Source organism: Catellatospora chokoriensis, from assembly GCF_011297315.1.
Lineage (GTDB): Bacteria > Actinomycetota > Actinomycetes > Mycobacteriales > Micromonosporaceae > Catellatospora > Catellatospora citrea.
Map to the genome: position 1 here is coordinate 1 of NZ_JAAOTI010000038.1, position 25,722 is coordinate 25,722.

At 70.5% G+C, this 25,722-nt stretch carries 22 protein-coding genes, 1 tRNA gene and 1 pseudogene; 12 read left to right on the plus strand and 12 right to left on the minus strand.

Annotated features, from left to right (window positions below):
• Positions 1 to 270: 270 nt before the first annotated feature.
• The 5 genes from HAV39_RS37185 to clpS all read right to left on the minus strand — a co-directional run bounded on the left by HAV39_RS37185 (position 271) and on the right by clpS (position 3,322).
• The gene (locus HAV39_RS37185; protein ID WP_120316749.1) at positions 271 to 1,236 is read right to left on the minus strand and encodes a PLP-dependent cysteine synthase family protein; all 966 of its coding nucleotides are present in this window, start codon (positions 1,234 to 1,236) and stop codon (positions 271 to 273) included.
• Between the two features lie 176 nt (positions 1,237 to 1,412).
• Positions 1,413 to 1,727: a MoaD/ThiS family protein gene (locus HAV39_RS37190; protein WP_155390767.1), complete on the minus strand. Its 315-nt coding sequence runs from the start codon at positions 1,725 to 1,727 to the stop codon at positions 1,413 to 1,415.
• Between the two features lie 65 nt (positions 1,728 to 1,792).
• Positions 1,793 to 2,308, minus strand: coding sequence for a M67 family metallopeptidase (locus HAV39_RS37195; protein WP_120316751.1), 516 nt, complete (start codon positions 2,306 to 2,308; stop codon positions 1,793 to 1,795).
• Positions 2,309 to 2,493: 185 nt separating this feature from the next.
• The gene (locus tag HAV39_RS37200) at positions 2,494 to 3,009 is read right to left on the minus strand and encodes a DUF2017 domain-containing protein (RefSeq protein WP_120316752.1); all 516 of its coding nucleotides are present in this window, start codon (positions 3,007 to 3,009) and stop codon (positions 2,494 to 2,496) included.
• Positions 3,010 to 3,019: 10 nt separating this feature from the next.
• A complete protein-coding gene (gene clpS / locus HAV39_RS37205) occupies positions 3,020 to 3,322 on the minus strand; it encodes an ATP-dependent Clp protease adapter ClpS (RefSeq protein ID WP_120316753.1) in 303 nt (100 codons plus the stop codon).
• Positions 3,323 to 3,473: 151 nt separating this feature from the next.
• Here clpS and HAV39_RS37210 point away from each other — a divergent pair, with 151 nt between their 5' ends.
• The 4 genes and pseudogenes from HAV39_RS37210 to HAV39_RS37225 form a co-directional block, all read left to right on the plus strand.
• On the plus strand, positions 3,474 to 4,766 hold the full coding sequence (locus tag HAV39_RS37210) for a nicotinate phosphoribosyltransferase (RefSeq protein WP_191843856.1): 1,293 nt from the start codon (positions 3,474 to 3,476) through the stop codon (positions 4,764 to 4,766).
• 79 nt (positions 4,767 to 4,845) lie between these two features.
• On the plus strand, positions 4,846 to 5,421 hold the full coding sequence (locus HAV39_RS37215) for an isochorismatase family protein (RefSeq protein ID WP_191843857.1): 576 nt from the start codon (positions 4,846 to 4,848) through the stop codon (positions 5,419 to 5,421).
• A gap of 118 nt (positions 5,422 to 5,539) precedes the next feature.
• Entirely contained in the window at positions 5,540 to 7,180 is a 1,641-nt protein-coding gene (locus tag HAV39_RS37220; RefSeq protein ID WP_191843858.1) for a glycosyl hydrolase family 18 protein, read from the plus strand.
• Positions 7,181 to 7,316: 136 nt separating this feature from the next.
• Positions 7,317 to 8,549: pseudogene (locus tag HAV39_RS37225) on the plus strand (MFS transporter); the annotation flags it as partial.
• A gap of 205 nt (positions 8,550 to 8,754) precedes the next feature.
• On the opposite strand, the gene HAV39_RS37230 reads toward HAV39_RS37225, so the two are convergent.
• The 3 genes from HAV39_RS37230 to HAV39_RS37240 form a co-directional block, all read right to left on the minus strand.
• On the minus strand, positions 8,755 to 9,549 hold the full coding sequence (locus tag HAV39_RS37230; RefSeq protein WP_191843860.1) for an Fpg/Nei family DNA glycosylase: 795 nt from the start codon (positions 9,547 to 9,549) through the stop codon (positions 8,755 to 8,757).
• Positions 9,550 to 9,718: 169 nt separating this feature from the next.
• Positions 9,719 to 11,443 carry an aa3-type cytochrome oxidase subunit I gene (ctaD, locus tag HAV39_RS37235; RefSeq protein ID WP_191843861.1) on the minus strand — a complete coding sequence of 575 codons (1,725 nt, stop codon included), beginning with the start codon at positions 11,441 to 11,443 and terminating at the stop codon, positions 9,719 to 9,721.
• Positions 11,444 to 11,648: 205 nt separating this feature from the next.
• Positions 11,649 to 11,939 carry a hypothetical protein gene (locus HAV39_RS37240; protein WP_191843862.1) on the minus strand — a complete coding sequence of 97 codons (291 nt, stop codon included), beginning with the start codon at positions 11,937 to 11,939 and terminating at the stop codon, positions 11,649 to 11,651.
• Between the two features lie 108 nt (positions 11,940 to 12,047).
• On the opposite strand from HAV39_RS37240, the gene HAV39_RS37245 reads away from it, so the two are divergent.
• Both HAV39_RS37245 and fdhD read left to right on the plus strand, forming a co-directional pair.
• Positions 12,048 to 14,375: an FdhF/YdeP family oxidoreductase gene (locus HAV39_RS37245; RefSeq protein ID WP_191843863.1), complete on the plus strand. Its 2,328-nt coding sequence runs from the start codon at positions 12,048 to 12,050 to the stop codon at positions 14,373 to 14,375.
• Positions 14,375 to 15,214 carry a formate dehydrogenase accessory sulfurtransferase FdhD gene (gene fdhD, locus HAV39_RS37250; protein WP_191843864.1) on the plus strand — a complete coding sequence of 280 codons (840 nt, stop codon included), beginning with the start codon at positions 14,375 to 14,377 and terminating at the stop codon, positions 15,212 to 15,214. Before HAV39_RS37245 ends, fdhD begins: the two co-directional genes overlap by 1 nt.
• Before the next feature lie 74 nt (positions 15,215 to 15,288).
• Here fdhD and HAV39_RS37255 read toward each other — a convergent pair whose 3' ends face one another.
• Complete coding sequence (locus HAV39_RS37255) at positions 15,289 to 16,086, minus strand: NUDIX domain-containing protein (RefSeq protein ID WP_203736556.1); 798 nt, start codon at positions 16,084 to 16,086, stop codon at positions 15,289 to 15,291.
• Between the two features lie 203 nt (positions 16,087 to 16,289).
• Between HAV39_RS37255 and HAV39_RS37260 the strand changes: the two genes are divergently transcribed.
• On the plus strand, positions 16,290 to 16,991 hold the full coding sequence (locus tag HAV39_RS37260; RefSeq protein ID WP_191843866.1) for a sensor histidine kinase: 702 nt from the start codon (positions 16,290 to 16,292) through the stop codon (positions 16,989 to 16,991).
• Between the two features lie 144 nt (positions 16,992 to 17,135).
• Positions 17,136 to 18,860, plus strand: coding sequence for a lysine--tRNA ligase (gene lysS, locus HAV39_RS37265; protein ID WP_203736554.1), 1,725 nt, complete (start codon positions 17,136 to 17,138; stop codon positions 18,858 to 18,860).
• Positions 18,861 to 19,012: 152 nt separating this feature from the next.
• Here lysS and HAV39_RS37270 read toward each other — a convergent pair whose 3' ends face one another.
• Complete coding sequence (locus tag HAV39_RS37270) at positions 19,013 to 19,741, minus strand: tyrosine-protein phosphatase (protein ID WP_191843868.1); 729 nt, start codon at positions 19,739 to 19,741, stop codon at positions 19,013 to 19,015.
• A 143-nt stretch (positions 19,742 to 19,884) separates the two neighbouring features.
• On the opposite strand from HAV39_RS37270, the gene HAV39_RS37275 reads away from it, so the two are divergent.
• The 4 genes from HAV39_RS37275 to HAV39_RS37290 all read left to right on the plus strand — a co-directional run bounded on the left by HAV39_RS37275 (position 19,885) and on the right by HAV39_RS37290 (position 24,637).
• Positions 19,885 to 22,083: a terpene synthase family protein gene (locus tag HAV39_RS37275; RefSeq protein ID WP_191843869.1), complete on the plus strand. Its 2,199-nt coding sequence runs from the start codon at positions 19,885 to 19,887 to the stop codon at positions 22,081 to 22,083.
• A 256-nt stretch (positions 22,084 to 22,339) separates the two neighbouring features.
• Positions 22,340 to 22,876 (plus strand): hypothetical protein, encoded by a 537-nt coding sequence (locus HAV39_RS37280; RefSeq protein ID WP_191843870.1) that lies wholly within the window; start codon positions 22,340 to 22,342, stop codon positions 22,874 to 22,876.
• 113 nt (positions 22,877 to 22,989) lie between these two features.
• Complete coding sequence (locus tag HAV39_RS37285; protein WP_223124446.1) at positions 22,990 to 23,946, plus strand: sulfotransferase family protein; 957 nt, start codon at positions 22,990 to 22,992, stop codon at positions 23,944 to 23,946.
• On the plus strand, positions 23,939 to 24,637 hold the full coding sequence (locus HAV39_RS37290; protein WP_191843871.1) for a hypothetical protein: 699 nt from the start codon (positions 23,939 to 23,941) through the stop codon (positions 24,635 to 24,637). The genes HAV39_RS37285 and HAV39_RS37290 overlap by 8 nt, the downstream gene beginning before the upstream one ends.
• Positions 24,638 to 24,740: 103 nt before the next feature.
• On the opposite strand, the gene HAV39_RS37295 is transcribed toward HAV39_RS37290, so the two are convergent.
• Together HAV39_RS37295 and HAV39_RS37300 are read right to left on the minus strand one after the other, a co-directional pair.
• Positions 24,741 to 25,478 (minus strand): DUF6193 family natural product biosynthesis protein, encoded by a 738-nt coding sequence (locus HAV39_RS37295; RefSeq protein WP_191843872.1) that lies wholly within the window; start codon positions 25,476 to 25,478, stop codon positions 24,741 to 24,743.
• Positions 25,479 to 25,618: 140 nt separating this feature from the next.
• A tRNA-Ala gene (locus tag HAV39_RS37300) sits at positions 25,619 to 25,691 on the minus strand.
• Positions 25,692 to 25,722 lie beyond the last annotated feature (31 nt).

A 25,722-nucleotide genomic window follows, 5' to 3' on the forward strand; every position in this document is an offset into this window, starting at 1 on the left:
GCGACCGCCCAGGCTGCCAGCGCGGTCGCCACCCCACCCCCCGCCGGGTTGATCATGAACTTATGGACGTGTTCGACGGCGTGTCACTCCCCTAACTTCATGATCGACAAGCCTCCCAGGCGCCGGGCAGGCCCATGACTGAGCCCGACCGGGTTGCCCGGTCGGGCTCAGTCGATCACGGTGCCAGGGTGGAGACACGCCGTCGAACACGCACTTAAGTTCATGATCAACCCGGCGCAACGCGGGGCGCGGGGCGCGGGGCGGCGGGGGTCAGGCCCAGAGTTGGCCTTCGAGGGCGGTTTCGGCGTCGGTGAGGGTGCCGGTGTAGGCGCCGGTCGAGAGGTACTTCCAGCCGGCGTCGGCGACCAGGAAGGCCACGTCGGCGCCGCGGCCGTTCTTGGCCGCCTCGTGGGCCACGGCGAGGGCGGCGTGGGCGACGGCGCCGGTGGAGAAGCCCACGAACAGGCCTTCGACCTCGACGAGCTGCCGGGTGCGCAGCACCGCGTCGCGGGTGCCGACGGAGAACCGCCGGGTCAGCACCGAGGCGTCGTACAGCTCGGGCACGTAGCCCTCGTCGATGTTGCGCAGACCGTAGACCAGCTCGCCGTAGCGCGGCTCCGCCGCGATGATCTGGATGTCGGGGTTCTTCTCCCGCAGGTAGCGGCCCGTGCCCATGAGCGTGCCGGTGGTGCCCAGGCCGGCCACGAAGTGGGTCAGCGTGGGCAGGTCGCGCAGCAGTTCGGGGCCGGTCGTCTCGTAGTGTGCGCGGGCGTTGGCCTCGTTGCCGTACTGGTACAGCATGATCCAGTCGGGGTGCTCGGCCGAGATCTGCTTGGCCGTGGCCACCGCCTGGTTCGAGCCGCCCGCCGCCGGCGAGAAGATGATCTCCGCGCCGTACATCCGCAACAGCTGGATGCGCTCGGTGGAGACGTTCTCGGGCATCACGCAGACCAGCCGGTAGCCACGCAGCTTGGCCACCATGGCCAGCGAGATGCCGGTGTTGCCGCTGGTCGGCTCCAGGATCGTGGCCCCGGGGCGCAGCCGCCCGTCGGCCTCGGCCGCGCGCACCATGTACATGGCGGCCCGGTCCTTCACGCTGCCGGTGGGGTTGCGGTCCTCCAGCTTCGCCCACAGGCGCACCGGCGGCGCGCCGTCGGGCACGGCCGGGCTCAGCCGGGGCAGCCCGATCAGGGGTGTGTCCCCGCACACGTCGAGCAGTGAATCAAAACGCGCCATGATCAGCTCCGTTCGCGCGAGTCGCTGCCACGATCACACACGAGCCGTCGGCCGGATGCCCGGAAAGGGCCGCGCCGGCGGGTCGTCCCGCCGGCCCGCCGGTGAGGCGGGCCGACCGGAACGCCCCACCGGCGCTCAGGACCACGAAACGCGCGAGGTCGTCGCGGCGGGGAAGGTCAGCGGCCGAGGACGGCGGCCGCGGCGGCGAGGCCGAAGGCGCCACCGGCGACGGCCGGCAGGATGGTGACCGTGTCACCGTCGCTGATCTTGGCGTCGAGCGAGCCGAGGAAGCGCACGTCCTCGTCGTTGACGTAGATGTTCACGAAGCGGTGCAGGCCGCCCTCGGGCGTGATCAGCCGGCCGCGCAGGCCCGGGTATGCCCCGTCGAGGTTGGTGAGCAGTTCGGCGAGGCTCTCCCCGGCGCTGGAGACGGCCTTGGCGCCGCCGGTGTAGGAGCGCAGGATGGTGGGGATGCGAACGTCGATGGCCATGGCAGAGAACTCCTGTAAGAAGAAAAGTCGAACGGACGGTCGTCGGGACTCAGGGCGAGGTCAGCTCAGCGCTGACACTCGTAGTCCACCGCCGCCGGGCTCTGCCCGAACATGAACGACTGCACGGCGTGCGGGTCGCCGTTCTCCTCGTAGCTCCGCATGGCGTCCATACTCTCACCAACGAGCTGGACCGGCTCCTCGGACACCTGCCCGTCCACGATGCGGAACGAGCGGATCTCCGCGGTCTGCGGGTCGCGGGTCGAGACGAGAAGGTAGTGGGCGTTCGGTTCGCCCGCGTAGGAGATGTCGGTACGCGAGGGGTACGGCTCCGTCGCCGTGTGCGAGTGGTAGATCACCACCGGCTCCTCGTCGAGGTCGTCCATCTCCCGCCACACGCGCAGCTGCTCCGTCGAGTCGAAGCGGTAGAACGTGGTGGAACGCTCCGCGTTCTCCATCGGGATGTGCCGCTGTGGAGCGTCCGAAGCCACGGGACCGGCCACGACACCGCAGGCCTCGTCCGGGTGATCCCGACGGGCGTGGGCGACGATCGCCTCGATGATCTCCCTGTGGATGGTCAGCACGGCGACCAGCCTACCGAGCCGTACCCGCCAGAGAACAGTCCTGTGATCCGGACCGCAGTGCGGCGCGGTCCGGCCGCCGACCGCACCCGCCAGGAGTGGAAGTCCGCGCAGCGGACGAGCGACCGGCGGGTAAGGGAGGCTTCCGAGGCCGGACCGCCGCGCCCGCGGAGGCGGGCGCCAGCAGCTCAGCGCCGGAAGTCGGCGCCGATGACGGCTTCGAGGAGGGACTCCTGGAGGTAGCCGAGATACGAGTAGACGCTGAGCTGGAACACCCGGGCCGAGCCGGCGTCCTGCTCCAGGGCCTCCTCCAGCTCGTACTCCACCACCGTGTCGTCGGTCAGCTCCAGCCGGATGCCGAGCGCGAGCCGGGCGTCGTTGATGGCCCGCAGCCACGCCTCGGCGGACTCCGGGTCCAGTCGCACCTCGCCCTTGCCGGCCTCCGGCAGCCCGGCCAGCACCGCGCCGGCCTGGTCGATCTTGGCGGTCTTCAGGTCGCCCTCGGTGAAGCGCCGGAACTCCGCGGAGTTCTTGACGTCCTCGGGGTACACGTCGGGGAACAGCCGCTCGACGACGGGGTCCTCACGGTCGAAGCCGTCGGTCAGCAGACCGACGACCTCCTCGGCGACCTTGCGTAGTACCCGTACCTCGTCCTCGCGAAAGTCCGCCACGCATTCCGCGCCGACTCTGCGGAAGATCGTCATGCGCGCTCGCTCACTGTCTGTCGACCGTGGCCCACAGGCCGTACGTATGCAGCCTGCTGGCGTCGTGCTCCATGCGCTCGCGGGCGCCCGCCGACACGACGGCCCGGCCCTTCTGGTGCACGTCGAGCATCAGCAGTTCGGCCTTGTCCCTGCTGTAACCGAAGAGCTGCTGGAAAACCCAGGTCACGTAGCTCATCAGGTTCACCGGATCGTTGTGCACGATGGTGACCCAGGGTCGGGCGAATTCCGACGCTTCGTCTATGTCCGGTTTATCAACCGGAACTGTCTGTGGGGCGGCGGTCACGTCCCCCATCCTACGAGTTGATTCGGGCAACACACAGGCACGAAGAAGTGCCGTCCTGGCGCGGCCGTGACGATCTTGCGCGAACCGTCCCCGGCCAGGCCGCCCGCACATGTCACGGGGGACACCTCCGCAAGATCGGGCAAGGCCATAGGGTGTGGGGATGCATGCTGGTGCGCCGAGTCTGCTGACGGACCACTACGAGCTGACCATGATCAGCGCAGCGCTGCGCGACGGCACGGCCCACCGCCGCAGCGTCTTCGAGGTTTTCGCGCGGCGGCTGCCGCAGGGCCGGCGCTACGGCGTGGTCGCCGGCACCGGCCGCCTGCTGGAGCGGCTCGCCGCGTTCAGATTTCACCCGGACGAGGTCGCCTTCCTGCGCGACCGGGGCATCGTCGACGAGCAGACCGCGGCCTGGCTGGCCGACTACCGCTTCCGCGGCGACCTCGACGGGTATGCCGAGGGCGAGCTCTTCTTCCCCGGCTCCCCCGTGCTGACGGTGTCCGGCACGTTCGCCGAGTGCGTGGTGCTGGAGACGCTGATCCTGTCGGTCCTCAACCACGACTGCGCGATCGCCGCGGCCGCGGCCCGCATGGTCACCGCGGCCCGGGGCCGCCCGCTGATCGAGATGGGCTCGCGCCGGGCGCACGAGGAGGCCGCCGTGGCGTCGGCCCGTGCCGCCTACCTGGCCGGGTTCGCGTCGACCTCCAACCTGGCCGCGGGCCTGCGCTACGGCATCCCCACCGCGGGCACCGCCGCGCACGCCTTCACGCTGCTGCACGACGACGAGAAGGCGGCATTCGCCTCGCAGGTCGCGGCGCTGGGCGAGCAGACCACGCTGCTCGTCGACACGTACGACATCAGCCAGGGCATCCGCAACGCGATCGCGGTCGCCGGCCCCGGCCTGCGCGCGGTGCGCATCGACTCGGGCGACCTGTCCGTGCTGGCCGCGCAGTCGCGCGCGCTGCTCGACGAGCTGGGCGCGCCGGACGTGAAGATCGTCGTCAGCGGCGACCTGGACGAGTACGCCATCGCGGCCCTGGCCGCCGAGCCCGTCGACGTGTACGGGGCGGGCACCGCGGTGGTGACCGGCTCCGGCGCGCCGACCGCGGGCCTGGTCTACAAGCTGGTCGAAGTGGACGGCCGCCCGGTGGTCAAGCGCTCCGAGAACAAGGCGACCGTGGGCGGGCGCAAGACGGCATACCGCCGGCACAAGCCGACCGGCACCGCGGTCGAGGAGATCGTGCTGTCGCAGCAGGCCACGCCCCCGCCGCAGCCCGGCGACCGGCTGCTGCAGCGCCCGTTCGTCCGCGCCGGCGAGTTCGCCGCGGACCTGCCGACCCTGGCCGACAGCCGCGCCCACCTGAGGGACTGTCTGATCACGATCCCGTGGGAGGGCCTGAAACTTTCCGCGGGCGACCCCGCGGTGCCGGTGACGGTGACCACCGCCACCTGATCGTTGCGGGACGGCCCCGACCGGAGCAGCATGGGCAGCGGTGCACAGGCACCACCGTTGTCTGTCCGGGGAGGCGGCCATGGCCCGTGCACTGATCATCGTCGACGTGCAGAACGACTTCTGCGAGGGCGGCTCGCTGCCGGTGGCGGGCGGAGCGGCGGTGGCGGCCGGAGTGTCCGCGCACCTGGCCGCGGACGAGGGCGCGTCGCCGCGCCGCTGGGACCACATCGTCGCCACCAAGGACCACCACCAGGACCCGGGCGGCCACTTCGGCAACCCGCCGGACTACTCCAGCAGCTGGCCGGTGCACTGCGTCGCGGACACCTTCGGCGAGCAGTTCCACCCCGCGCTGGACACCGACCGGATCGAGGCGATCTTCCTCAAGGGCGAGTACGCCGCGGCGTACTCCGGGTTCGAGGGGCAGAGCAGCGGCATCGGCCTGGCGGCCTGGCTGCGCATGCGCGACGTGACCGAGGTCGACGTGGTGGGCATCGCCACCGACCACTGTGTACGGGCGACCGCGCTGGACGCGGCCCGCGAGGGCTTCGCGACCACGGTGCTGCTCGACCTGACGGCCGGTGTCGCTCCGGAATCGACGAAGCTGGCTCTGGCCACCCTTCGCGAGTCCGGTGTGGAGATCGCCAACGCGAGCTGAAACCACAGCTCAGGGGCCCTTAAAGGATGTTTTAGGTAAACGCTCTTCCATTTTAAGGAAAGTTAACTTAATGTTTTGCCGCATCGGGGGGATAGGTGTCAATCATTAAGGGAGAGCCATGCTCAGAACACGGGCCCGCCTGATAGCCGCCACTGCAGCCATGGTCGTCGCCGGTTCCATCGGCGCTGTCACCATGGCGAACGCGGCCGGCACCGTCACCGCCTCCTACACCCAGACCTCCAACTGGGGAAGCGGCGCCGAGGGCAAGTACACGATCACCAACGGCACCAGCGCGGCGGCCACGTGGACCCTCGTGTTCACGCTGCCCTCGGGCACGACCGTCAGCTCCTTCTGGGACGCCAACCTGACCGGCTCGGGCCAGACCCGCACCGCGACCGGCACCTGGAACGCCTCCATCCCGGCCGGCGGCACCGCGTCGTTCGGCTTCGTGACGGCGGGCTCCGGCCAGCCGACCGCCTGCACCATCAACGGCGCGAACTGCGCCACCGGCGCCAGCCCGTCCGTGGTGCCGACCACTCCGGGCACCAGCCCGAGCGCGTCGCCGTCGGCCCGGCCCAGCACCTCGCCGAGCGCGTCGCCGAGCACCCCGCCGAGCCCGTCGAGCAGCCCGACCAACCCGACCCCGGGCAAGAAGGTCATCGGCTACTTCACGAACTGGGCGCAGTACGGTCGCAACTTCCACGTGAAGAACCTGGTGAGCAACGGCTCGGCCGCGAAGCTGACGCACATCAACTACGCGTTCGGCAACGTGACCGGCGGCCAGTGCGTGATCGGTGACTCGTACACCGACTACGACCGGGCCTACTCGGCGGCCGAGAGCGTCGACGGCGTCGCCGACACCTGGGACGCGGGCGCGCTGCGCGGCAACTTCAACCAGCTGCGCAAGCTCAAGAAGGCGTACCCGAACATCAAGATCGTGTGGTCGTTCGGCGGCTGGACCTGGTCCGGCGGCTTCGGTGCGGCCGCGGCCAACCCGACCGCGTTCGCGAACTCCTGCTACAACCTGGTCGAGGACCCGCGCTGGGCCGACGTGTTCGACGGCATCGACATCGACTGGGAGTACCCGAACGCCTGCGGCCTGTCCTGTGACAGCAGCGGCCCGCTCGCGTACCGGAACCTGATGCAGGCGCTGCGCAACCGCTTCGGATCCGCCCTGGTCACCTCGGCGATCACCGCGGACGGCAGCACCGGTGGCAAGCTCGACGCCACCGACTACGGCGCGGCCGCGCAGTACGTCGACTGGTACCTGCCGATGTCGTACGACTTCTTCGGCGCCTTCGCCGCGCAGGGCCCGACCGCCCCGCACTCGCCGCTGACCTGCTACGCGGGCATCCCGCAGCAGGGCTTCTGCACCGAGGCGGCCATCGCCAAGCTGAAGAGCAAGGGTGTTCCGGCCAGCAAGCTGCTCATCGGCATCGGCTTCTACGGCCGTGGCTGGACCGGCGTCACCCAGGCCGCCCCCGGCGGCTCGGCGACCGGCGCGGCCCCCGGCACCTACGAGGCGGGCATCGAGGACTACCACGTGCTCAAGACCAAGTGCCCGGCCAACGGCACCGTCGGCGGCACCGCCTACTGCTTCAGCGGTGGGCAGTGGTGGAGCTACGACACCCCGGCGACCATCGCCGGCAAGATGACGTGGGCCAAGAACCAGAGCCTGGCCGGTGCCTTCTTCTGGGACACGTTCGGCGACACGTCCAACGGTGAGCTCATCACCGCGATCAAGAACGGCCTTGCCTGATCCAGCAGGGCTGGGCGGCCCGTCGGAACCTCGAGGTTCCGGCGGGCCGCCGCCTTTTGTGCCCCCGAGGCGGTGACGGAACTAACCCCGTTGACCACCGCTGATCACTGACGCGGTGTCGGGGGGCTCAGGCAGGATGGGCGCGGAGGTAAAGACCGCAATGACCATCGAGCCTTACCGCAAGATCCTCGGACTCCCCGGCGTACGCGCGCTGATGCTGGTGGGGTTGGTGGCTCGTGTCCCGGTCATCGCCGCAGGCATCGTGCTGACGCTGCACGTCGTCAACACGATGCACCTCGGCTACGCCCAGGCCGGCCTGGTCGGCACCGCCTCCACCCTCGGCTCCGCGATCGGCTCCCCGCTGGCCGGACGGCTGCTCGACCGGCACGGCCTGCGCCCGGTGCTGATCGTCACCACCGCCGCCCAGGCGCTGTTCTGGAGCATCGCCCCGCAGCTGAGCTACCACGTCCTGCTGGTCGGCGCGCTGGTCGCCGGCGTGCTCGGCCTGCCCGTGTTCAGCCTCGTCCGGCAGTGCATCGCCGCGCTCATCCCGGCCGACCAGCGCCGCCCCGGGTTCGCCCTGGACTCCATGGCGGTCGAGCTGTCCTACATGCTCGCCCCGGCGGCCGCCGTCGCCGCGGTGACCGCCTTCGGCAGCCGCCCCACCATGTACGCCGTCGGCATCGGCGTGGTCGGCGCGGGCCTGGCCCTGATCGCGCTCAACCCGCCGACCCGCTCGGTGGCGGAGCAGGAGAACCCGCAGGCCGCGGTGCCGCGCCGGCAGTGGCTGCGGCCGCGCCTGTTCGCGCTGCTGTCGATCACCGCGGTGCTGACGTTCGTGCTCACCGCCACGGACCTGACGCTGATCGCCACGCTCAAGGGCAGCGGCCAGGAGACCTGGATCGGCCTGGTCATCGCCGTGTGGTGCGGCTACTCCCTGATCGGCGGCTTCGTCTACGGCGCGCTGCACCGCAGCATCTCGCCGCTGCTGCTGGCCGGGGTCATGAGCGCGCTGACCATCCCGCTCGGCCTGGTCGGCGGCGGCTGGTGGTGGCTGCTCCTGGCGCTGATCCCGGCCGGTGTGCTGTGCGCGCCGTCGCTGTCGGCCACCATCGACACGATGAGCCAGTGGGTGCCGTCGGCGGCCCGCGGCGAGGCGATGGGCCTGCACGGCACCGCGCTGACGATCGGCGTGGCCGCGGGTGCGCCGTTCGCTGGAACGATCATCGACGGGTACGGCCCCGGCTGGGCGTTCGCCGCCACCGGCACCGCCGGCGTGCTGCTGGTCCTGATCGCGCTCCCGTTCTGGCGCCTGGCCGGGGCGGGTGCCCGCACGGCCCCCGCGACCGCCGAGGCGGTGCCTGCCGCAACCCCGACTGGGGGCACGACGCTTGCCGGAGCAGCTGCGGGCGACCCCGGGTCCGCGCGAGCCGCCGGCCCGGAATCAGCGCCCGCCTGGGAGGGAGCCATCCTCACGGAGGCCGCGATCTCCGGCGCGGGCGCGACAACGTCCGCCGCCGACGGCGCGTTCACCCAGGACGCGGCCGCCTCCCACCGCTGATCCGGCCTGGTCGTCAGGTCGGCTGGGGCTGGCAGCGGGGGCACCAGTAGGTGATGCGTTCGGCGTCGCCGTCGGTCTTGGCGATCGGGCCGTTGCAGCGGCGGCAGGGCTGGGCGCGGCGGCCGTACACGTAGCTGGTCTCGCCGCGGTGCAGCGAGCCGGTGGTGGACTGGGTCCAGCGGCCCCTGTTGGCCGCGAGCAGCCGCTGCCCGAGCGTCACCATGCCCGGCAGGTCCGGCACGTCGCCGACCGGGGTCCACGGCCACACACCGCGCAGGAACAGCAGCTCGCACTTGTAGAGGTTGCCGATCCCGGCGAGATTGCGCTGGTCGAGCAGCGCCTCGGCGACGGGCCGCGCGGGGTCGGCGGCCAGCCGCCGCACCGCCTCCTCGGGATCCCAGTCGGGCCCGAGCAGGTCCGGGCCGAGGTGGCCGACCAGCTCCGGCTCCCGCGCGGTCGGCACGAGTTTGAGGTCGTGCAGGTGGTAGCCGACGGCGACGGACTTCGCGGTGCGCAGCACGACCCGGATCAGGTGCGCGGGACGGCCCGTCCAGCGCTCGCCGGGGGCGTACACCCGCCAGGCGCCCTCCATGCGCAGGTGCGAGTGCAACGTCAGCTCGCGGTGCTCCGGCGAGACCAGCCGCAGCAGCAGGTGCTTGCCCCGGCTCAGCGACTCGGCCACCCGATGACCCGCCAGGTCGACGGTGGCCAGGTGCGGCACCCGGAAGTCCGACCCGGTCAGCTCCGCGTCCTCCAGCCCGTCCCGCAACACCTTGGCGGTGTTCCAGACGGTGTCCCCCTCCGGCATGGCTCCATCCTCCCCCACCGTTCCCCGGCCCCGACCCCCACCTCGTCGATCATGAAGTTATGGGGAGCGACACGCCGTCGAACACGTCCATAAGTTCATGATCGACCCAAAAGGGCAGGGGCCCGGGCCGCTGGGTGCGGACCGGGCCCCTGGGTGGGACGGGTGAGGGCTAGACCTCGTGGTCGCCGCCGTGGCGGCCGTGGGAGTAGCTGGGGGCCTCGATGACGGGGGCCTTGGTGCCCGTGGAGATGGCCAGGTGCGGGAACTTGGCGTCGAATGCGGGGCGCTCCGAGCGGATGCGCGGCATGCGGTCGAAGTTGCGCAGCGGCGGCGGGCAGCTGGTGGCCCACTCCAGGGAGTTGCCGTGGCCCCACGGGTCGTCGACGGTCACCAGCGGGCCGGTGCGGTACGACTTCCACACGTTGTAGAGGAACGGCAGCGTGGAGGCGCCCAGGATGAACGCGCCGACGGTGGAGAAGGCGTTCAGGAACGTGAAGCCGTCCGACGGCAGGTAGTCGGCGTACCGGCGGGGCATGCCCTCGGCGCCCAGCCAGTGCTGCACCAGGAAGGTCCAGTTGAAGCCGATCACGGTCAGCCAGAAGTGCACCTTGCCGAGCTTCTCGTCGAGCATCCGGCCGAACATCTTCGGGAACCAGAAGTAGATGCCGGAGTACACGGCGAACACGATGGTGCCGAAGAGCACGTAGTGGAAGTGCGCGACGACGAAGTACGAGTCCGAGACGTGGAAGTCGATCGGCGGGCTGGCCAGCAGCACGCCCGACAGGCCGCCGAAGAGGAAGATCGCGAGGAAGCCGATGGCGAACAGCATCGGTGTCTCGAACGTTATCTGCCCTCGCCACATGGTGCCGATCCAGTTGAAGAACTTCATACCGGTGGGCACGGCGATCAGGAAGCTCAGGAACGAGAAGAACGGCAGCAGCACCTGGCCGGTGGCGAACATGTGGTGCGCCCACACGCTCATCGACAGGGCGGCGATCAGCAGGGTCGCGGCGACCAGACCGGTGTAACCGAAGATCGGCTTGCGGCTGAAGACCGGGATGACCTCGGAGATGATGCCGAAGAACGGCAGCGCGACGATGTACACCTCGGGGTGGCCGAAGAACCAGAAGAGGTGCTGCCACAGCATGGGGCCGCCGGTGGCGGGGTCGAACACGTGCGCGCCGAGGCGGCGGTCGGCCAGCAGGGCCAGCAGCGCGGCGGCCAGCAGCGGGAAGACCATGATCACGAGCAGGCTGGTGACCAGGATGTTCCAGGTCATGATCGACATGCGGAACATCGTCATGCCGGGCGCGCGCAGGGTGAGGATCGTGGTGATCATGTTGACCGCGCCGAGGATGGTGCCCAGACCCGACAGCACCAGGCCGGCGATCCACATGTCCGCGCCGATGCCGGGCGAGTTGATCGCGTCGTTCAGCGGCGCGTACGCGAACCAGCCGAAGTCGGCGGCGCCACCCGGCGTGATGAACCCGGCCGTGGCGAGGCTCGCGCCGAACAGGTAGAGCCAGTAGGCGAAGGAGTTCAGCCGCGGGAACGACACGTCGGGCGCGCCGATCTGGATCGGCACCACGAAGTTCGCGAACGCGAACACGATCGGCGTCGCGAAGAACAGCAGCATGATCGTGCCGTGCATGGTGAACAGCTGGTTGTACTGCTCCGGCGACAGGTACTGCATCCCCGGCTGGGCGAGCTCGGCGCGCATGAGCAGCGCCATCAGGCCGCCGATCAGGAAGAACACGAAGGCGGTGACCATGTACATGATCCCGATCTGCTTCGCATCCGTGGTGCGCAGCAGGCGCGCGATCGCGGAACCCTTGACCTGCTTGCGCACGGGGTAGGGCCGGGTCGCGATCGGCTGCGGTGCGACGGTGGTCACGTCTGGCCTCCTGTAGCTGGCCCGGCTGCTCGCGGCGCCCCATTCTCGCGCCGCCACCCGGATTGATCATTCGAGGCGTACCTCGGAGGCAGAATAATCCTTCGCGGGCGACCCCGGAGCACGGGGTGCACCAGGCGCGCCGGACCATCTATCCGGATGGCCCGGCGCTGTGACGCCGGGCCATCCGCGATGGACGGTGCGCAGCTCAGCGAGTTCCGGCCGACAGGCCCACGTTGAACGCGATCGCGCCGGCCGCGACGGCGCCCAGGGCCAGCAGGATCACACCCCAGGCGATGAGCCGGTCGGCGGCGTTGACGCGGTGCAGCCAGCGCGAGAACCTGTTGCCGTTGGTGGTGGCGGTCCCGCCCAGGGGGTCCGTGCCGACCGGGGTGCCGGCCGGGTCGGGGGTGAGCGTCTTGACCACGGTGACCGTGGCTCCGGCCAGGACGAGCAGGGTGCCCAGCACGGCCAGCAGGCCGGCGATCCATTCCTTCATGATCATCCTCCCCAGCAGGGATGTCGCCGGTCGGGGTGCCGGCGAACGACTCAGGTTAGACCTGCTCCGCACTCGGCGACGCGCCACGGACGTGAGATCGTTTGAGACATGGCGAAGAAGCCCCCCCGCGACGATGTCGGTGACCGGAATCTCACTGTGCGCGGCCCCAAGGCCGCCGCGGCGGGCCTGCCCGGGGTGGGGCACGGCCTGGCCGCCGCCGTCAATCAGATGGGCGTGCTCCGCACCGCGCTCACCCTGCTCAAGGTGAACCAGGCCGACGGCTTCGACTGTCCCGGCTGTGCCTGGCCGGATCCCTCGCCCGAGCACCACCCGCACGCGTCCCACCCGGAGGCGTCCGGCCCGCCTCGCTCGGTACCTGCTCAGCGCTCGCGCTTCGAGTTCTGCGAGAACGGCGCGAAGGCCGTGGCCGAGGAGGCCACCCTGCGCCGGATCACGCCCGACTTCTTCGCCGAGCACTCCGTGGCCGAGCTGGCCGAACGCAGTGACTACTGGCTGGGCCAGCAGGGGCGGCTGACCACACCGATGGTCAAGCACCCGGGCGCCACGCACTTCCGGCCGCTCGGCTGGGAGCAGGCGTTCGCGCTGGCCGCCGAGCACCTCAAGGCGATCGAACCGGACCAGGCGCTGTTCTACACGTCCGGGCGCACCTCCAACGAGGCCGCTTTCCTGTATCAGCTGTTCGCGCGGGCGTACGGGACCAACAACCTGCCCGACTGCAGCAACATGTGCCACGAGTCCTCGGGCGTGGCGCTGGGCGCGACCATCGGCATGGGCAAGGGCTCGGTCACCCTCGACGACATCCACGACGCGAAGCTGATCGTGGTGGTCGGCCAGAACCCGGGCACCAACCACCCGCGCATGCTCGCCGCGCTGGAGAGGGCCAAGCAGCACGGCTCGAAGATCATCTCGATCAACCCGCTGCCCGAGGCGGGGCTGATGCGGTTCAAGAACCCGCAGAAGGTCGGCGGTCTCGTCGGCTCCGGCACCCCGCTGGCCGACCTGCACCTGCCCGTCCGGGTCGGCGGCGACCTGGCCCTGTTCCAGGCCATCGGCGCGCTGCTGGTCGAGTGGGGCGCGGTCGATGAGGCGTTCGTCACGGCGTACACCTCGGGGTTCGAGGGTTATGCGACCGCGGTGCGCAAGGTGGACGCGGACCTGGTGGCCCGCGCGACCGGCCTGAGCACCGAGGAGATCGAGGCCGCGGCGCGCCTGTTCGCCGCGTCCGAGGCGACCGTGGTCTGCTGGGCCATGGGCCTGACCCAGGGGCGCGACGCGGTCGCGACGATTCAGGAAGTCGTCAACGTGCAGCTGCTGCGCGGCATGATCGGCAAGCCCGGCGCGGGCCTGTGCCCGGTGCGCGGGCACTCCAACGTGCAGGGCGACCGGACCATGGGCATCTGGCACGAGCCGCCGACCTGGCTCGGCCGGCTGGGCGACCGGCTGGGCCTGGCCATGCCGACCCGGCGCGGGCACGACACGGTCGAGGCGATCCGGGCCATGCGCGACGGCCACGCGAAGGTGTTCGTGGCGGTCGGCGGCAACTTCGCCGCGGCCAGCCCCGACACCGACGTCACCGAGGCGGCGCTGCGCCGCTGCACGCTCACCGCGCACGTGTCCACCAAGCTCAACCGCTCGCACGTGGTCACCGCCGACTCCCAGACCGTGCTGATCCTGCCCTGCCTCGGCCGCACCGAGCGGGACACCCAGGCCGCCGGGGACCAGTTCGTCACCGTCGAGGACTCGATGTCGAACGTGCACGCCTCGCAGGGCCGCCTCGACCCGGCCTCGCCGCTGCTGCGGTCCGAGGTCGCCATCGTGTGCGGGCTGGCCCGCGCCGTGCTGCCGGACTCGACGATCCCGTGGGAGTCGTACGCGCAGGACTACCGCGCGATCCGGGCGCTGATCGCGCAGACCGTGCCCGGCTTCGACGACTTCGAGGCGAAGGTGCGCGCCAAGGCGGGGTTCACCCTGCCGCATCCGCCCCGCGACAGCCGCAGCTTCCCCACCCCGGACGGCAGGGCGCGGTTCACCGTCAGCCCGCTGGAGGTGCTGACCGTGCCCGCGGGCCGCCTGCTGCTGCAGACGCTGCGCAGCCACGACCAGTACAACACCACCATCTACGGCCTCGACGACCGTTACCGCGGCGTCAAGGCGGGCCGGCGGGTGGTCTTCGTCAACCCCGACGACCTGGCCGAACTCGGCATCGCCGACGGGTCGACCGTCGACCTGATCTCCGAGTGGGCCGACGGCGAGCGGCGCGCGCCGGGCTTCCGCGTCATCGGATACCCGACCGTGCGCGGCTGCGCCGCCACCTACTTCCCCGAGGCGAACGTGCTGGTGCCGCTGGACTCCACCGCGGCCGGGTCGAACACGCCGACCTCGAAGCAGATCATCGTCCGGCTGCAGCCCGTCTGATGGGCCGGGCCAGCGACCGCAGGCAGGTGACCCGCATCGACCTCGGCGGGCCGTCCACCGTGCGCCGCCAGGACACCCTGGCCGCCGAGGAGCCCCTGGAGATCCGCGTCGGCCACCGCGTCGGCCACCGCCCGCCGCTCGCCGTCACGATGCGCACCCCCGGCGACGAACTCGACCTGGCCCTCGGCTTCCTCCTCACCGAAGGCGTCATCACCGCCCCCCGCGACATCCACACCGCCCAGCTCTGCGCCGGCTCAGGCGAGGCGAACACCTACAACGTCGTCGACGTCGTGCTCGCCGACCACGTGCCGCCGCCGGCCGCCGGGACCGAGCGCAACTTCTACACCACCTCCTCGTGCGGCGTATGCGGCAAGGCCAGCATCGACGCCATCCGCACCCGCTCCCCGCACGACGTGGCGGCCGACCCGGTCACCGTCGACGCCCGCACCCTGACCCTGCTCCCCGACCGGCTGCGCGCCGCCCAGCGCACCTTCGAGCGCACCGGCGGGCTGCACGCAGCGGGCCTGTTCACACCCTCGGGCGAGCTGGTCACGATCCGGGAGGACGTCGGCCGGCACAACGCGGTCGACAAGCTCATCGGCGCGCAGTTGCAGGCCGGGCGGCTGCCGCTGGCCGGACACGTGCTGCTGGTGTCGGGCCGGGCCAGCTTCGAGCTGACGCAGAAGGCCTGGATGGCGGGCATCAGCGTGATGGCGGCGGTGTCCGCGCCCAGCACCCTCGCCGTCGACCTCGCCGCCGAGGCGGGCATGACCCTGGTCGGCTTCCTGCGGGGCCAGACCATGAACGTGTACGCGGGCCCGCACCGCGTCACCACCTGACGCGCGAGCCGGACAACCAGCTCACGGCGCCACTGGCGTCAATAAGGTGCCCTTCCTCCGGCTGGGGCGCTTCGTCAGGGGCGCAGGGCGTGGGAGCGGTGGTAGTCGCCATCGGCGGAGACAAGCCAGCTGTGCAGGGGGGTGTCGGCGACCAGGGCCGTGGTGGCGGTGAGGCGGCACAGGCGGGTGGCGAGTTCGAGCTCGCTGACCCCGGTGGCGCGGGCCAGCGAGTCCCCGGCGCTGAGCTCGCAGCCGTACGCCGGGTCACCGCCGTCGGGGTTGATCCAGACGGTGGCCCGCACGTCGGCCGCGCCCATCAGGTCCTCGGCGGTGCCGGTGAACACGTCCGCCGGGTCCAGGCCGTACGCCTCGTGCAGCGCCCGCCGCAGTGCCTGCGCCGACGTCCCGGACGCGAAGGACACGCTGTAACTCGCCCGGCCGTCCTGCGCGGCCTGCCACACCTGGTCGATCGCCGCCCGCAGGTACGCCGCGACGCCCTCGGGCTGCATGTTCAGGTCGCCGATCGCCTCCGCCGTGAACGGCACCCGCACCACGTCGTAGGTGCCCTTGGCCGGGTCGGCGAACTCCTCGCCGTAGCGGTTCGCGACGTCCATCGAGACCAGGCGGCACGCGAATAGGTGCTGCCGCTGCCAGAGGCCGTCCTCGCGCTGCGTGTCGACGAAGGTCAGCGGCACCGGCGCGGTGACCACCGCCCGCAGCTCCTCGTCGAGCTCCCGGTGCAGCGCGGCGAGCAGGTTGGCGTCGTGCTTGTCCACGCCGCCGCCGGGTGTCGCCCAGTAGCGCTGCGGCACGCCGGGGCGGGTCCGTTCGAACAGGATCAGGTCGTCGCCGTCGAGGAGCACGGCGCGCACACGCTGACGGTCGGGCACGGCAACCATGTCACCAGCCTCGTCGTCCGTGACGCCTTTGTCGACCGGAAGGCCGATTCCGCCACCGTCCGAGCGAGGTGACTCCCCCGCTTGTCGGGGCCCACAAGAAACATGATTGAGTCTCGCCAAGCACGCGCTGTGCTGATATATGTGATTGCCGTAACCCCGGGTCACAGGAGGTGGTCATGATGGTGAGCTCAGCCGACCCCTCTGCGGGGGAGGAAGAGACCATCAACATGCTGTTCCACCTGTCGCGGCGCTCGCAGGCGATGGTCGACCGGCTGATCAGCTGCCTGGACCGGATGGAGCAGGTCGAGGAACCGGACGCGGACCGGATGAAGGACGTCTTCGAACTCGACTTCCTCGCCATCCGCATGCGGCGCAACGACGAGAGCCTGCTGGTGCTGGCCGGCGGCGAGTCGGCCCGGATCCGGCGCGAGCCGGTGTCCCTGGTCGACGTGCTGCACGGGGCGCGCTCCGAGGTCGAGGACTTCCGCCGGATCGAGTTCGGGGTGATCGACGACGGCCTGGTGGTGGTCGCCCCGGCCGTGAACGACCTGGTCCACCTGCTGGCGGAGCTGTTCGACAACGCGGCCGCGTTCTCCCCGCCGGACAGCACGGTGCTGGTCGAGGCGCGCCGGGTGGCCGACCGGGCGGTGCTGCTGATCGAGGATCGCGGCATCGGCATCGGCAAGGACCGGCTGCGCGAGCTGAACCACCGGCTGGCCCACCCGAGCCCGGTGACCGCCGCGACGTGCCGCCAGATGGGCATCGAGGTGGTCAGCCGCCTCGCCCAGCGCCACGAGATGCGCGTCGAGCTGGAGCCCGCCGGCGAGCGCGGCATCGCCGCCTCCGTCGTCCTGCCCGCCCACGCCCTCGTGAACTGACCCACCCCCACCACCCCGCTCCGCCGCCCCGGGTGGGGCCGTGGGGCGGGTGGCGGGTCACGGTGGGTAGGGGCGTCGCGAAACGCGCTCGACCGATCCGGGAGAATGGCACCATCTCGCTTCTCACGGAAGGACGTGCCGATCGTGGCCGCAACCCCGGAGGCCGACTGGGTCTCCCGCTTCGCTGACGAGGTCATCGCCGAGGCAGAGCGTCGCGCTCCGGGCAAACCGATCGTCTGCGCGTCCGGCCTGAGCCCGTCGGGCCCGATCCACCTGGGCAACCTGCGCGAGGTGATGACCCCGCACCTGGTCGCCGACGAGATCCGCCGCCGCGGGCACGAGGTCGTGCACATCATCAGCTGGGACGACTACGACCGCTTCCGCAAGGTGCCCGCGGGCATCGACGAGTCCTGGGCCGAGCACATCGGCAAGCCGCTGACCTCGGTGCCGGCCCCGGCCGGCAGCGCGTACCCGAACTGGGCCGAGCACTTCAAGGCCTCGATGACCGAGTCGCTGGCGCAGCTGGGCGTGGCGCACCGCGGCATCAGCCAGACGCAGATGTACACCTCGGGGGCGTACCAGGAGCAGATCCTGCTGGCCATGCGCGAGCGCGCCAAGATCGACGCGGTGCTGGACCGTTACCGCACCAAGGGGCGCACCGGTGCGGGCGCACCGCAGCAGGGCAAGCTCGACGAGGACGAGGCCGCCGCGGCGCAGGAGGCCGCGGAGGGCTCCGGCGCGGCCGCCGAGGACGACGGCACGGGCGCGACGGGCTACTTCCCGTACAAGCCGTACTGCTCGGTCTGCGAGCGCGACCTGACCACCGTGGTGGCGTACGACGACGACTCCACCGAGCTGACCTACACCTGCCAGTGCGGGCACACCGAGACGGTGCTGCTGTCCGAGCACCGCCGCGGCAAGCTGGTGTGGAAGGTCGACTGGCCGATGCGCTGGGCGTACGAGGGCGTGGTGTTCGAGCCCTCGGGCGTGGACCACTCCTCCCCCGGCTCGTCGTTCCAGGTCGGTGGGCAGATCGTCGGCGAGGTGTTCGGCGCGCAGCAGCCGATCGGCCCGATGTACGCCTTCGTCGGCATCTCCGGCATGGCGAAGATGAGCAGCTCGAAGGGCGGCGTGCCGACCCCGGCCGACGCGCTGCAGATCATGGAGCCGCCGCTGCTGCGCTGGCTCTACGCGCGCCGCCGCCCGAACCAGGCGTTCAAGGTCGCCTTCGACCAGGAGATCCAGCGCCTGTACGACGAGTGGGACACCCTGGGCCGCAAGGTGGCCGAGGGCACCGCGAACGCCGCCGACACCGCCGCGTACAGCCGCGCCGTCGGCACCGCCGCGGGCCTGCTGCCGGTGACGCCGCACCCGCTGCCGTACCGCACGCTGGCCTCGATCGTGGACATCACCACCGGCGACCCGGAGCAGACCCTGCGCATCCTGCGCGACCTGGACCCGGCCGACCCGGTGGCCTCGCTCGACGAGACCCGCCCGCGCCTGGACCGCGCCCAGCACTGGATCACCACCCAGGTCCCGGCGGAGCAGCGCACCCGCGTCCTGCCCGAGCCCGACGCCGCCCTGCTGGCCAAGCTCGACGACGACCAGCGCGAGTCCCTGCGCCTGCTGCTGGCCGGCCTGGACGGCCACTGGTCCCTGGAGGGCCTGACCACCCTGGTCTACGGCGTCCCCAAGACCCGCCTGGGCCTGCCCATGGACGTCAAGCCGACACCCGAGCTCAAGGTCGCCCAGCGCGAGTTCTTCGCCCTGCTCTACCACCTGCTGGTTGGCCGCGACACCGGCCCGCGCCTGCCCACCCTCCTGCTCGCCGTCGGCCCCGACCAGGTCCGCGCCCTGCTGACCCCCTGACCGAGCCCGTCCCCGCCCCGCCGAAACCGCGCTGGGCCGGGGACGACCACCTCGCCTGTTTTCATGGACGCTGGCCTATCTGATCGAGTTTTCGTGGATCGGACTCGACCGGATAGGCCAGCGTCCATGTCAGGGCCGCGCGACCGGCCCTGTCAGGGTTCGAGCAGGGTGGCGCGGAGGCGGGCGACGTAGGCGTCGTCGATGCCGAGCTGCTTCTCGGCGTAGCCGCGCAGCGAGCCGTGCTCCTCGCGCGCCCAGGCCAGGAACAGCGTCATCACCTCGGCGGGCGCGCGACCGTAGCCGGGCCAGGTGGGCGCGACGCCCATCCGGGCGGTGATGTCCGCGACCAGGCCGGGCGTGGCGAGCTCGGTGAGCACGAAGTCCTCGACGACGACCTCGTCGGGCACGTCGAGGAGGGTCAGCACCAGCGCGGCGAGCAGGCCGGTGCGGTCCTTGCCGGAGGCGCAGTGGAACACCACGGGAGCGTTGTCCTCGGCGGCGATCACGTCGAGCGCCTGCCGCAGCTCGACCACCCCGTCCTGCGCGACCTCGGCGTACTTGCCCGCGAGGAACGGCCCGGTCGCCACGTCCGGCCCCAGCGACGCCTGCTGGTACGGCCGGTGCTCCACGCTGAGGTTGTGGTACGTCAGCCCGTGGTACTCGCGTACCCGCCCGGCACGCTCGATCTCCCACGGGTACCGCAAGTCGATCACGGTCTTGACACCCAGCTCGGTGAACCGCGCCCAGTCCGCGTCATCCATCTTGGACAGCGCGTCGGACCGGTAGAGCCGTCCCCAGCGCAGGGTGCGGCCCTCGAATCCCCGGTAGCCGCCCAGATCCCGGAAGTTGCGCAGGCGCCCGAACGCGATGTGTCTGTCCACAGCCGCACGCTAACGCAGCGCGACCTGCTAGCCGAACCGGTTGAAAATCGCAATCTACTCAAACCGGCAATATCGCTATACAGTCATCCACAGCCGCGGCAAGAACCTGCACGTCATCGCCAGGAATACGTCAGGAGACGGTGATGCAAGCGTTTGTCCTGCCCGACTTCTACCTGCCCCACCCGGCGCGGCTGAACCCGCACGAGCAGCACGCCCGGGAGCACTCGAACGCCTGGGCCAAGCAGATGGGCATGCTCGACGCCCCGGGCCCGTCCGGCGAACCGGTGTGGGACCTGGAGAAACTGAGCAAGCACGACTACGCGCTGATGTGCGCGTACACCCATCCCGACTGCGACTCCACGGCGCTGGACCTGGTCACCGACTGGTATGTCTGGGTCTTCTTCTTCGACGACCACTTCCTCGAGTCGTTCAAGTACGACCGGGACCTCGCCGGGGCGCAGGAGTACCTGGACCGGCTGGAACTGTTCATGACCGAGCCGGGCGAGACTCCCCCGGAGCCGGGCAACCCGGCCGAGGCGGGCCTGGCCGATCTGTGGGCGCGCACCATCCCGCACATGTCCGACGGCTGGCGGCGCCGCTTCGTCGCCAGCACGCACAACCTGATGGTCGAGTCGATGTGGGAGCTGGACAACATCAACCGGCACCGCATCGCCAACCCGATCGAGTACATCGAGATGCGGCGGCGGGTCGGCGGCGCGCCCTGGTCGGCGAACCTCGTCGAGTACGCCTGCGGGGCCGAGGTGCCCGACCGCCTCGCCGGCCTGCGGCCGCTGCAGGTGCTGCGGGACACCTTCGCCGACGCGGTGCACCTGCGCAACGACCTGTTCTCCTACCAGCGGGAGGTGGCCGAGGAGGGCGAGAACTCCAACGCGGTGCTGGTGCTGGAGAAGTTCCTCGACGTGCCCACCCAGCGGGCCGGCGACCTGGTCGGCGAGCTGCTCACGTCACGCCTGCACCAGTTCGAGCACACCGCGCTGACCGAGCTGCCGGTGCTGTACGCCGAGCACGCGGTCACCCCGCCGGAGCAGCTGGCGGTGGCGCTGTACGCGAAGGGGCTGCAGGACTGGCAGTCGGGCGGGCACGAGTGGCACGCCCGGTCCAGCCGGTACACGAAGATCACGCCGCGCGCCGAGGGACCCGCCGCGGTGCTGGCCCCGGGCCTGCCGACGCTGTTCGGGCAGTACGCCCACCTGCCGCTCGGCCGGCAGCCGGGCCACCTGCCGATCCCGCCGCTGCACATGCCGTACCAGCCGCGCACCAGCCCGCACCTGGGCCGGGCCCGGCGGCAGACCGTGCGATGGGGTCGCGAGATGGGCATGCTCGACCCGGTGCCGGGCACCGGCGTGCACGGGCTGTGGGACGAGCAGGCGCTGGCCGGGTTCGACTTCCCGCACTGCGCCGCGATGATCCACGCCGACGCGACCCCGGAGGAGCTGGAGGTCTCGTCGAACTGGCTCACCTGGGGCACCTACGGCGACGACCTGTTCCCGGTGCAGTTCGGCCGCACCCGGGACTTCCTCGGCGCGAAGGCTGCCAACGCCCGGCTGTCGCTGTTCATGCCGCTGGCCGGGGAACCCGTCCCGGAGCCGGTCAACCCGCTCGAACGCGGCCTGGCCGACCTGTGGCGGCGCACCGCGGGGCCGATGGCCCCGGCCGCGCGGGCCCGCTTCCGCCAGGCCGTCGAGGACATGACCGCTTCCTGGGTATGGGAGCTGGCGAACCAGATCCAGAACCGGGTGCCCGATCCGGTGGACTACGTGGAGATGCGGCGGGCCACGTTCGGCTCCGACATGACCATGAGCCTGTGCCGGCTGGCCCACGCCGGGCTGGTGCCTGACGACATCTACGAGCACCGGGTGATCCAGCAGCTGGAGCACGCCGCGCAGGACTACGCGTGCTTCACCAACGACCTGTTCTCCTATCAGAAGGAGATCGAGTACGAGGACGAGATCCACAACCTGGTGTTCGTGCTGGAACGCTTCCTCGGCTGCGACCGGTACGCCGCCCGTGACCTGGTCGCACGGCTGATGGGCGAGCGCATGCGGCAGTTCGAGCACATCGTGTCGGTGGAGCTGCCCGCCATGTGCGACCAACTGGGGCTGGACGAAGAGGTCCGGCGGCGGCTGACCGCGTACGCCGACCAGCTCAAGGACTGGATGTCGGGCATCCTGCGCTGGCACGAGGAGTGCGTGCGGTACTCCCCCGCCAGCATGCCGCTGCGCAGTCCCGGCATGTCCGCGCACGCCCCCGCGATCCTGCCGCTGCCGTCGGGGTTGGGCACCTCGGCGGTGCGTGTGCTCGAACTGCTCACCGCGCGCTGAGCCGTCCTCGGCGCACACCCGTGGCGCCGCACCCGGATCATCTCCGGGTGCGGCGCCACGGTGCGCTCGGCCCCACCGGCGAGCCTGCGAGCTGCGCCCGAAGCAGTCAATATATAGATGTTAATAGATTGTTTCAAGCCATCACCTTGTATCGATATCCGACAGTCCATCGATCTATGGCCACGCTTAGTGTATCGGTGGTCGTCGAAGCGTGACTATCGGCGACCGTACCCGTCCCCTAGATCGGAGGCCCCTGGTGGTCCGACTCGTCCGTGTCGCGCTCACCGCCCTGATGGTGCTCGGCGGCACCCTGATCGCCGCCGCACCGGCGAACGCGGCGGTGCTCGACGTGCAGTGCACCTCGCCGAGCAGCACCAACACCATCACGTTCACCCCGCCGCTGACGCTGGTGAACCAGCCCACCGTGGTGTCGCGCACCACGAACTACAAGCCCTGCAAGGCCCCGCGCTGGCCCAACCTGGTCTCCGGGTTCGAGACCAAGACGATCACCATGCTCGACGACTGCACCATGGTGCTCGGCACGCTGACCGTGAACTTCACGATCACCTGGAACACCGGCCAGACCACCACGGTCAACGCCATCCGCACCGCATCGCTGTCCGGCACGAACCTCGTGGTGACCTTCAACGGCACCGTCACCGCCGGGCTCTTCCTCGGCAGCAACGTCAACCAGGTGTTCGTCGGCTCCGGGGTCGACCTCATCAACTGCCTCGCCGGACGGGGCGCGGTGAAGAGCATCGTGTCGCGGGTGAACCTGACCATCTCGCACTGACACCCGCACCGGGGCCGTGGCGGCCGCAGCCCGAATCCGCCGCCACGGCCCCACCACCCCGTGCGGGACAAATGGCTTGCACAGGCGCTGGGCGCAGAGTTTGACTGCTCGCCATGCCCTCCCCCTCACCGATCTTCGTCGCCGGCACGGGTCGATCGGGTACGTCACGGATCGCCGACATCATCGGCCAGCATCCGCTGATCCATCGGATCCCCATGGAGACCAAGTTCCTCATCGATCCGGGCGGCCTGCGGGACCTGGCCGACGCGCTCACCGATCGATACGACCCCACCGTCGCTGAGGACGCCCTGCACCGGCTGAGCGACTTCCTCACCGTACGGGTGCCGGGCCGGCGCGACGATCGCGGCAAGACCGTTCCCGAGCTGGTCGGCGAGCAGCGCTACCGGGACGCGGTGCAACAGCTCTGGCCGCGGTTGATCGCGTACACCTACGACGAACCCGCGCCCGCGGAAGGCTTCGGGAACGCCGACCGGCCGGCCGGGCCGTTCGTGCCGCTGAGCCGCCGGCGGGTGGTTCCCCGGTATTTCAGTGACCGGGGCGAACTGCTGCTCATCCTGCGGGGCCTGGTCGACACCATGTTCGGCGGAGCAGCCGCCGACGCGGGCAAGCCGACCTGGTGCGAGAAGACACCGTTCAACCTGCTGTGCATGGATTTCCTCTGGGAACTGGTCCCCGACGCGACCATCGTGCACATCAAGCGTCACCCGGTCTCGGTGCTCGCATCCCACCTGGACCAGCCATGGGCGCCGTCGACCGTCGACGGCGCGCTCGCCTACCTCAAGCCGGTCTACCAGCAGTGGCTCACCTGGAAGAACAGAGCCGACCTGACGGGCAGGAGATACATCGAGGTCAAAGCAGAAGATCTCGCCGCCGACTGGCCGGGGCAGCGCCGCGCCCTGTTCGCACGGCTCGACGTCGACGACTTCGCCACCGCCAAGACGTTTCAGTCGCACAAGCTGGCGAACCGCAACGACCAGTTCGACGGCGAAACCCGCGAGTTCATCGAGGAAGCACTCGGCGAGGTCATCCCGGCCATGGGATATGAGTGACGAGGCGGGCGGCGCCGAACGTGTCTGCGGCGCGGTCGATGAGGGACGGGGCGTCGTGACAGAGCTGTCGGGTCCACGTCAGCACAGGGCGGCCCTAGCGATCATGGTGCTCTTGCCGCTCGCGGTCGTCCTTGCCGAGTTCGCAACGCTGCTTTTCACGTACTGGCTCCTCGCGCCGCTGGCCCCGGCCGCGCTGAGCGAGGTCGCGGCCGGTTTCGGGAAGTGGGCGCTGCTGGTGGCGCTGCTCAAGGTTCCCTTCGCGGTCAACTGGCTGCGGGCGATGCGTCAGATACGGAGGTTCGCCGTCACCGGCGAGTTTCCCCCGACCGAACCCGCGGCAGCCCACCGCGGCGGCCCCGTGCTCCGGGCCTTCATCGGCGCCGGGTGGGACGTCGTCGCGGCCGCCGCTGCGGCGTCGATCGCCTTCGGCCTTGTCGCCCGGCTGCCGTTCACCTCGGACCTTCTGCTGCTCATCGCGGTCACGGCGGGTGCGTCGTACTTGCTGCCGGCTTCGATCGGGTGGCTGTTCAGCCTGCTGCGCCGGACGGGCCGAGCCTTGCGCGGCCCGTTGCGTCGCCTGGCCCAAGCCTCCGACGAGTTCGACCGGCAGACGCGGCCGGACGCTGCTCCGGGCGCGCCGATGGAGTACCCGCCCCCTCCTGAGGCGTGGCGGCCACCGCTCGAACCCTGACCCCCGCACTGCCAGGACTGAGCCCGGGATGGTTCTCTGGTATGTCGTATAGGAACGTCCTGCGACGGCCAGATGGAGATGCCGAGCGCGCCGGGACGACGTCTCAAGCGTCTTCGGGGTATGGTCCCGCCACTGCGGGTCCAAGGTCGGCGGGAAGATGGTTTGCCGCGATCCGCACCGCCTCCTCAGCGGTAGCGGCTTCACCAAGGACTGACCTCCCCGGCCCATAGGCTCCGTACCTGGACTCGCTGGACACGGCCAGGCAGACCATGGTGGGCGAGAACGGGTAGCCGGTGGTCGTCGAGAAGCCCAGCAACCAGTGAGAGGTGTACGGGTACAGCTGCCGCAGCTTCGGCTCAGCATGAGCCGCCATGACGAGCGCCCGGAACTCAGGCCATCCGGCCGTCTCCGCATGTTGCAGTAGGCCCGCCCACTCCCCAGCCACAACATGCTCCGGACCCTTCTCAGCGGCCGCGCCTCGTTGGGTCACCTTGACGAACGGGGCAACGTGCCCGATCTCGCTCAGGGGCACACCGTCGCGCCACGCCACGGCTGCCTTGATGACCTCGGCCAGGTCGTCCGTACTGCCTGACACCATCCATATGCCCTGGCCCCATCCATTGATCACCCAACATCGCTCCTTCAGCCCCGCGCTGATGCCAAGGTGTCGGCGAAGCTGTGTCCTGCTGGCAACAGTCGCGTGGTGCAGCGGCTGCACGTCGCTGGCAGATGTCTCCAGGACGACTCCGGACGAGGCAGCGACAGCCTCCAGCGCCGCGGCCAAGCTGCCGTGGGCGGCCACGTCGGCGTAAAGCTCGGCTGGGTTGGGTGATGTGTTCACGGCGGAAGTCTGCCGCAGCTCGTCCGTCCGAGCCATCCGTCCGCCGAAGGCGCAGCGATGTGGCACGGATGTGGCACGACGGAGATCACTGCACAGACAAAGCGAAACGCCCAGGTCGTTTGACCTGGGCGTTTCTTCGGTGGAGCCGAGGGGACTCGAACCCCTGACCCCCACACTGCCAGTGTGGTGCGCTACCAGCTGCGCCACGGCCCCTTGTTCCTGGTAAGTCCCCGTTTGACGTTTC

Bases quoted from the DNA above. Each gene is read 5' to 3' on its own strand.
- fdhD (WP_191843864.1), top strand. From the start codon at position 14,375: ATGGGCCGGGCCAGCGACCGCAGGCAGGTGACCCGCATCGACCTCGGC.
- HAV39_RS37245 (WP_191843863.1), top strand. From the start codon at position 12,048: ATGGCGAAGAAGCCCCCCCGCGACGATGTCGGTGACCGGAATCTCACT.
- HAV39_RS37215 (WP_191843857.1), top strand. From the start codon at position 4,846: ATGGCCCGTGCACTGATCATCGTCGACGTGCAGAACGACTTCTGCGAG.
- clpS (WP_120316753.1), bottom strand. From the start codon at position 3,322: ATGGGGGACGTGACCGCCGCCCCACAGACAGTTCCGGTTGATAAACCG.
- HAV39_RS37285 (WP_223124446.1), top strand. From the start codon at position 22,990: ATGCCCTCCCCCTCACCGATCTTCGTCGCCGGCACGGGTCGATCGGGT.
- HAV39_RS37200 (WP_120316752.1), bottom strand. From the start codon at position 3,009: ATGACGATCTTCCGCAGAGTCGGCGCGGAATGCGTGGCGGACTTTCGC.
- HAV39_RS37190 (WP_155390767.1), bottom strand. From the start codon at position 1,727: ATGGCCATCGACGTTCGCATCCCCACCATCCTGCGCTCCTACACCGGC.
- HAV39_RS37260 (WP_191843866.1), top strand. From the start codon at position 16,290: ATGATGGTGAGCTCAGCCGACCCCTCTGCGGGGGAGGAAGAGACCATC.
- HAV39_RS37290 (WP_191843871.1), top strand. From the start codon at position 23,939: ATGAGTGACGAGGCGGGCGGCGCCGAACGTGTCTGCGGCGCGGTCGAT.
- HAV39_RS37185 (WP_120316749.1), bottom strand. From the start codon at position 1,236: ATGGCGCGTTTTGATTCACTGCTCGACGTGTGCGGGGACACACCCCTG.
- HAV39_RS37275 (WP_191843869.1), top strand. From the start codon at position 19,885: ATGCAAGCGTTTGTCCTGCCCGACTTCTACCTGCCCCACCCGGCGCGG.
- HAV39_RS37230 (WP_191843860.1), bottom strand. From the start codon at position 9,549: ATGCCGGAGGGGGACACCGTCTGGAACACCGCCAAGGTGTTGCGGGAC.
- HAV39_RS37220 (WP_191843858.1), top strand. From the start codon at position 5,540: ATGCTCAGAACACGGGCCCGCCTGATAGCCGCCACTGCAGCCATGGTC.
- HAV39_RS37210 (WP_191843856.1), top strand. From the start codon at position 3,474: ATGCATGCTGGTGCGCCGAGTCTGCTGACGGACCACTACGAGCTGACC.
- HAV39_RS37240 (WP_191843862.1), bottom strand. From the start codon at position 11,939: ATGAAGGAATGGATCGCCGGCCTGCTGGCCGTGCTGGGCACCCTGCTC.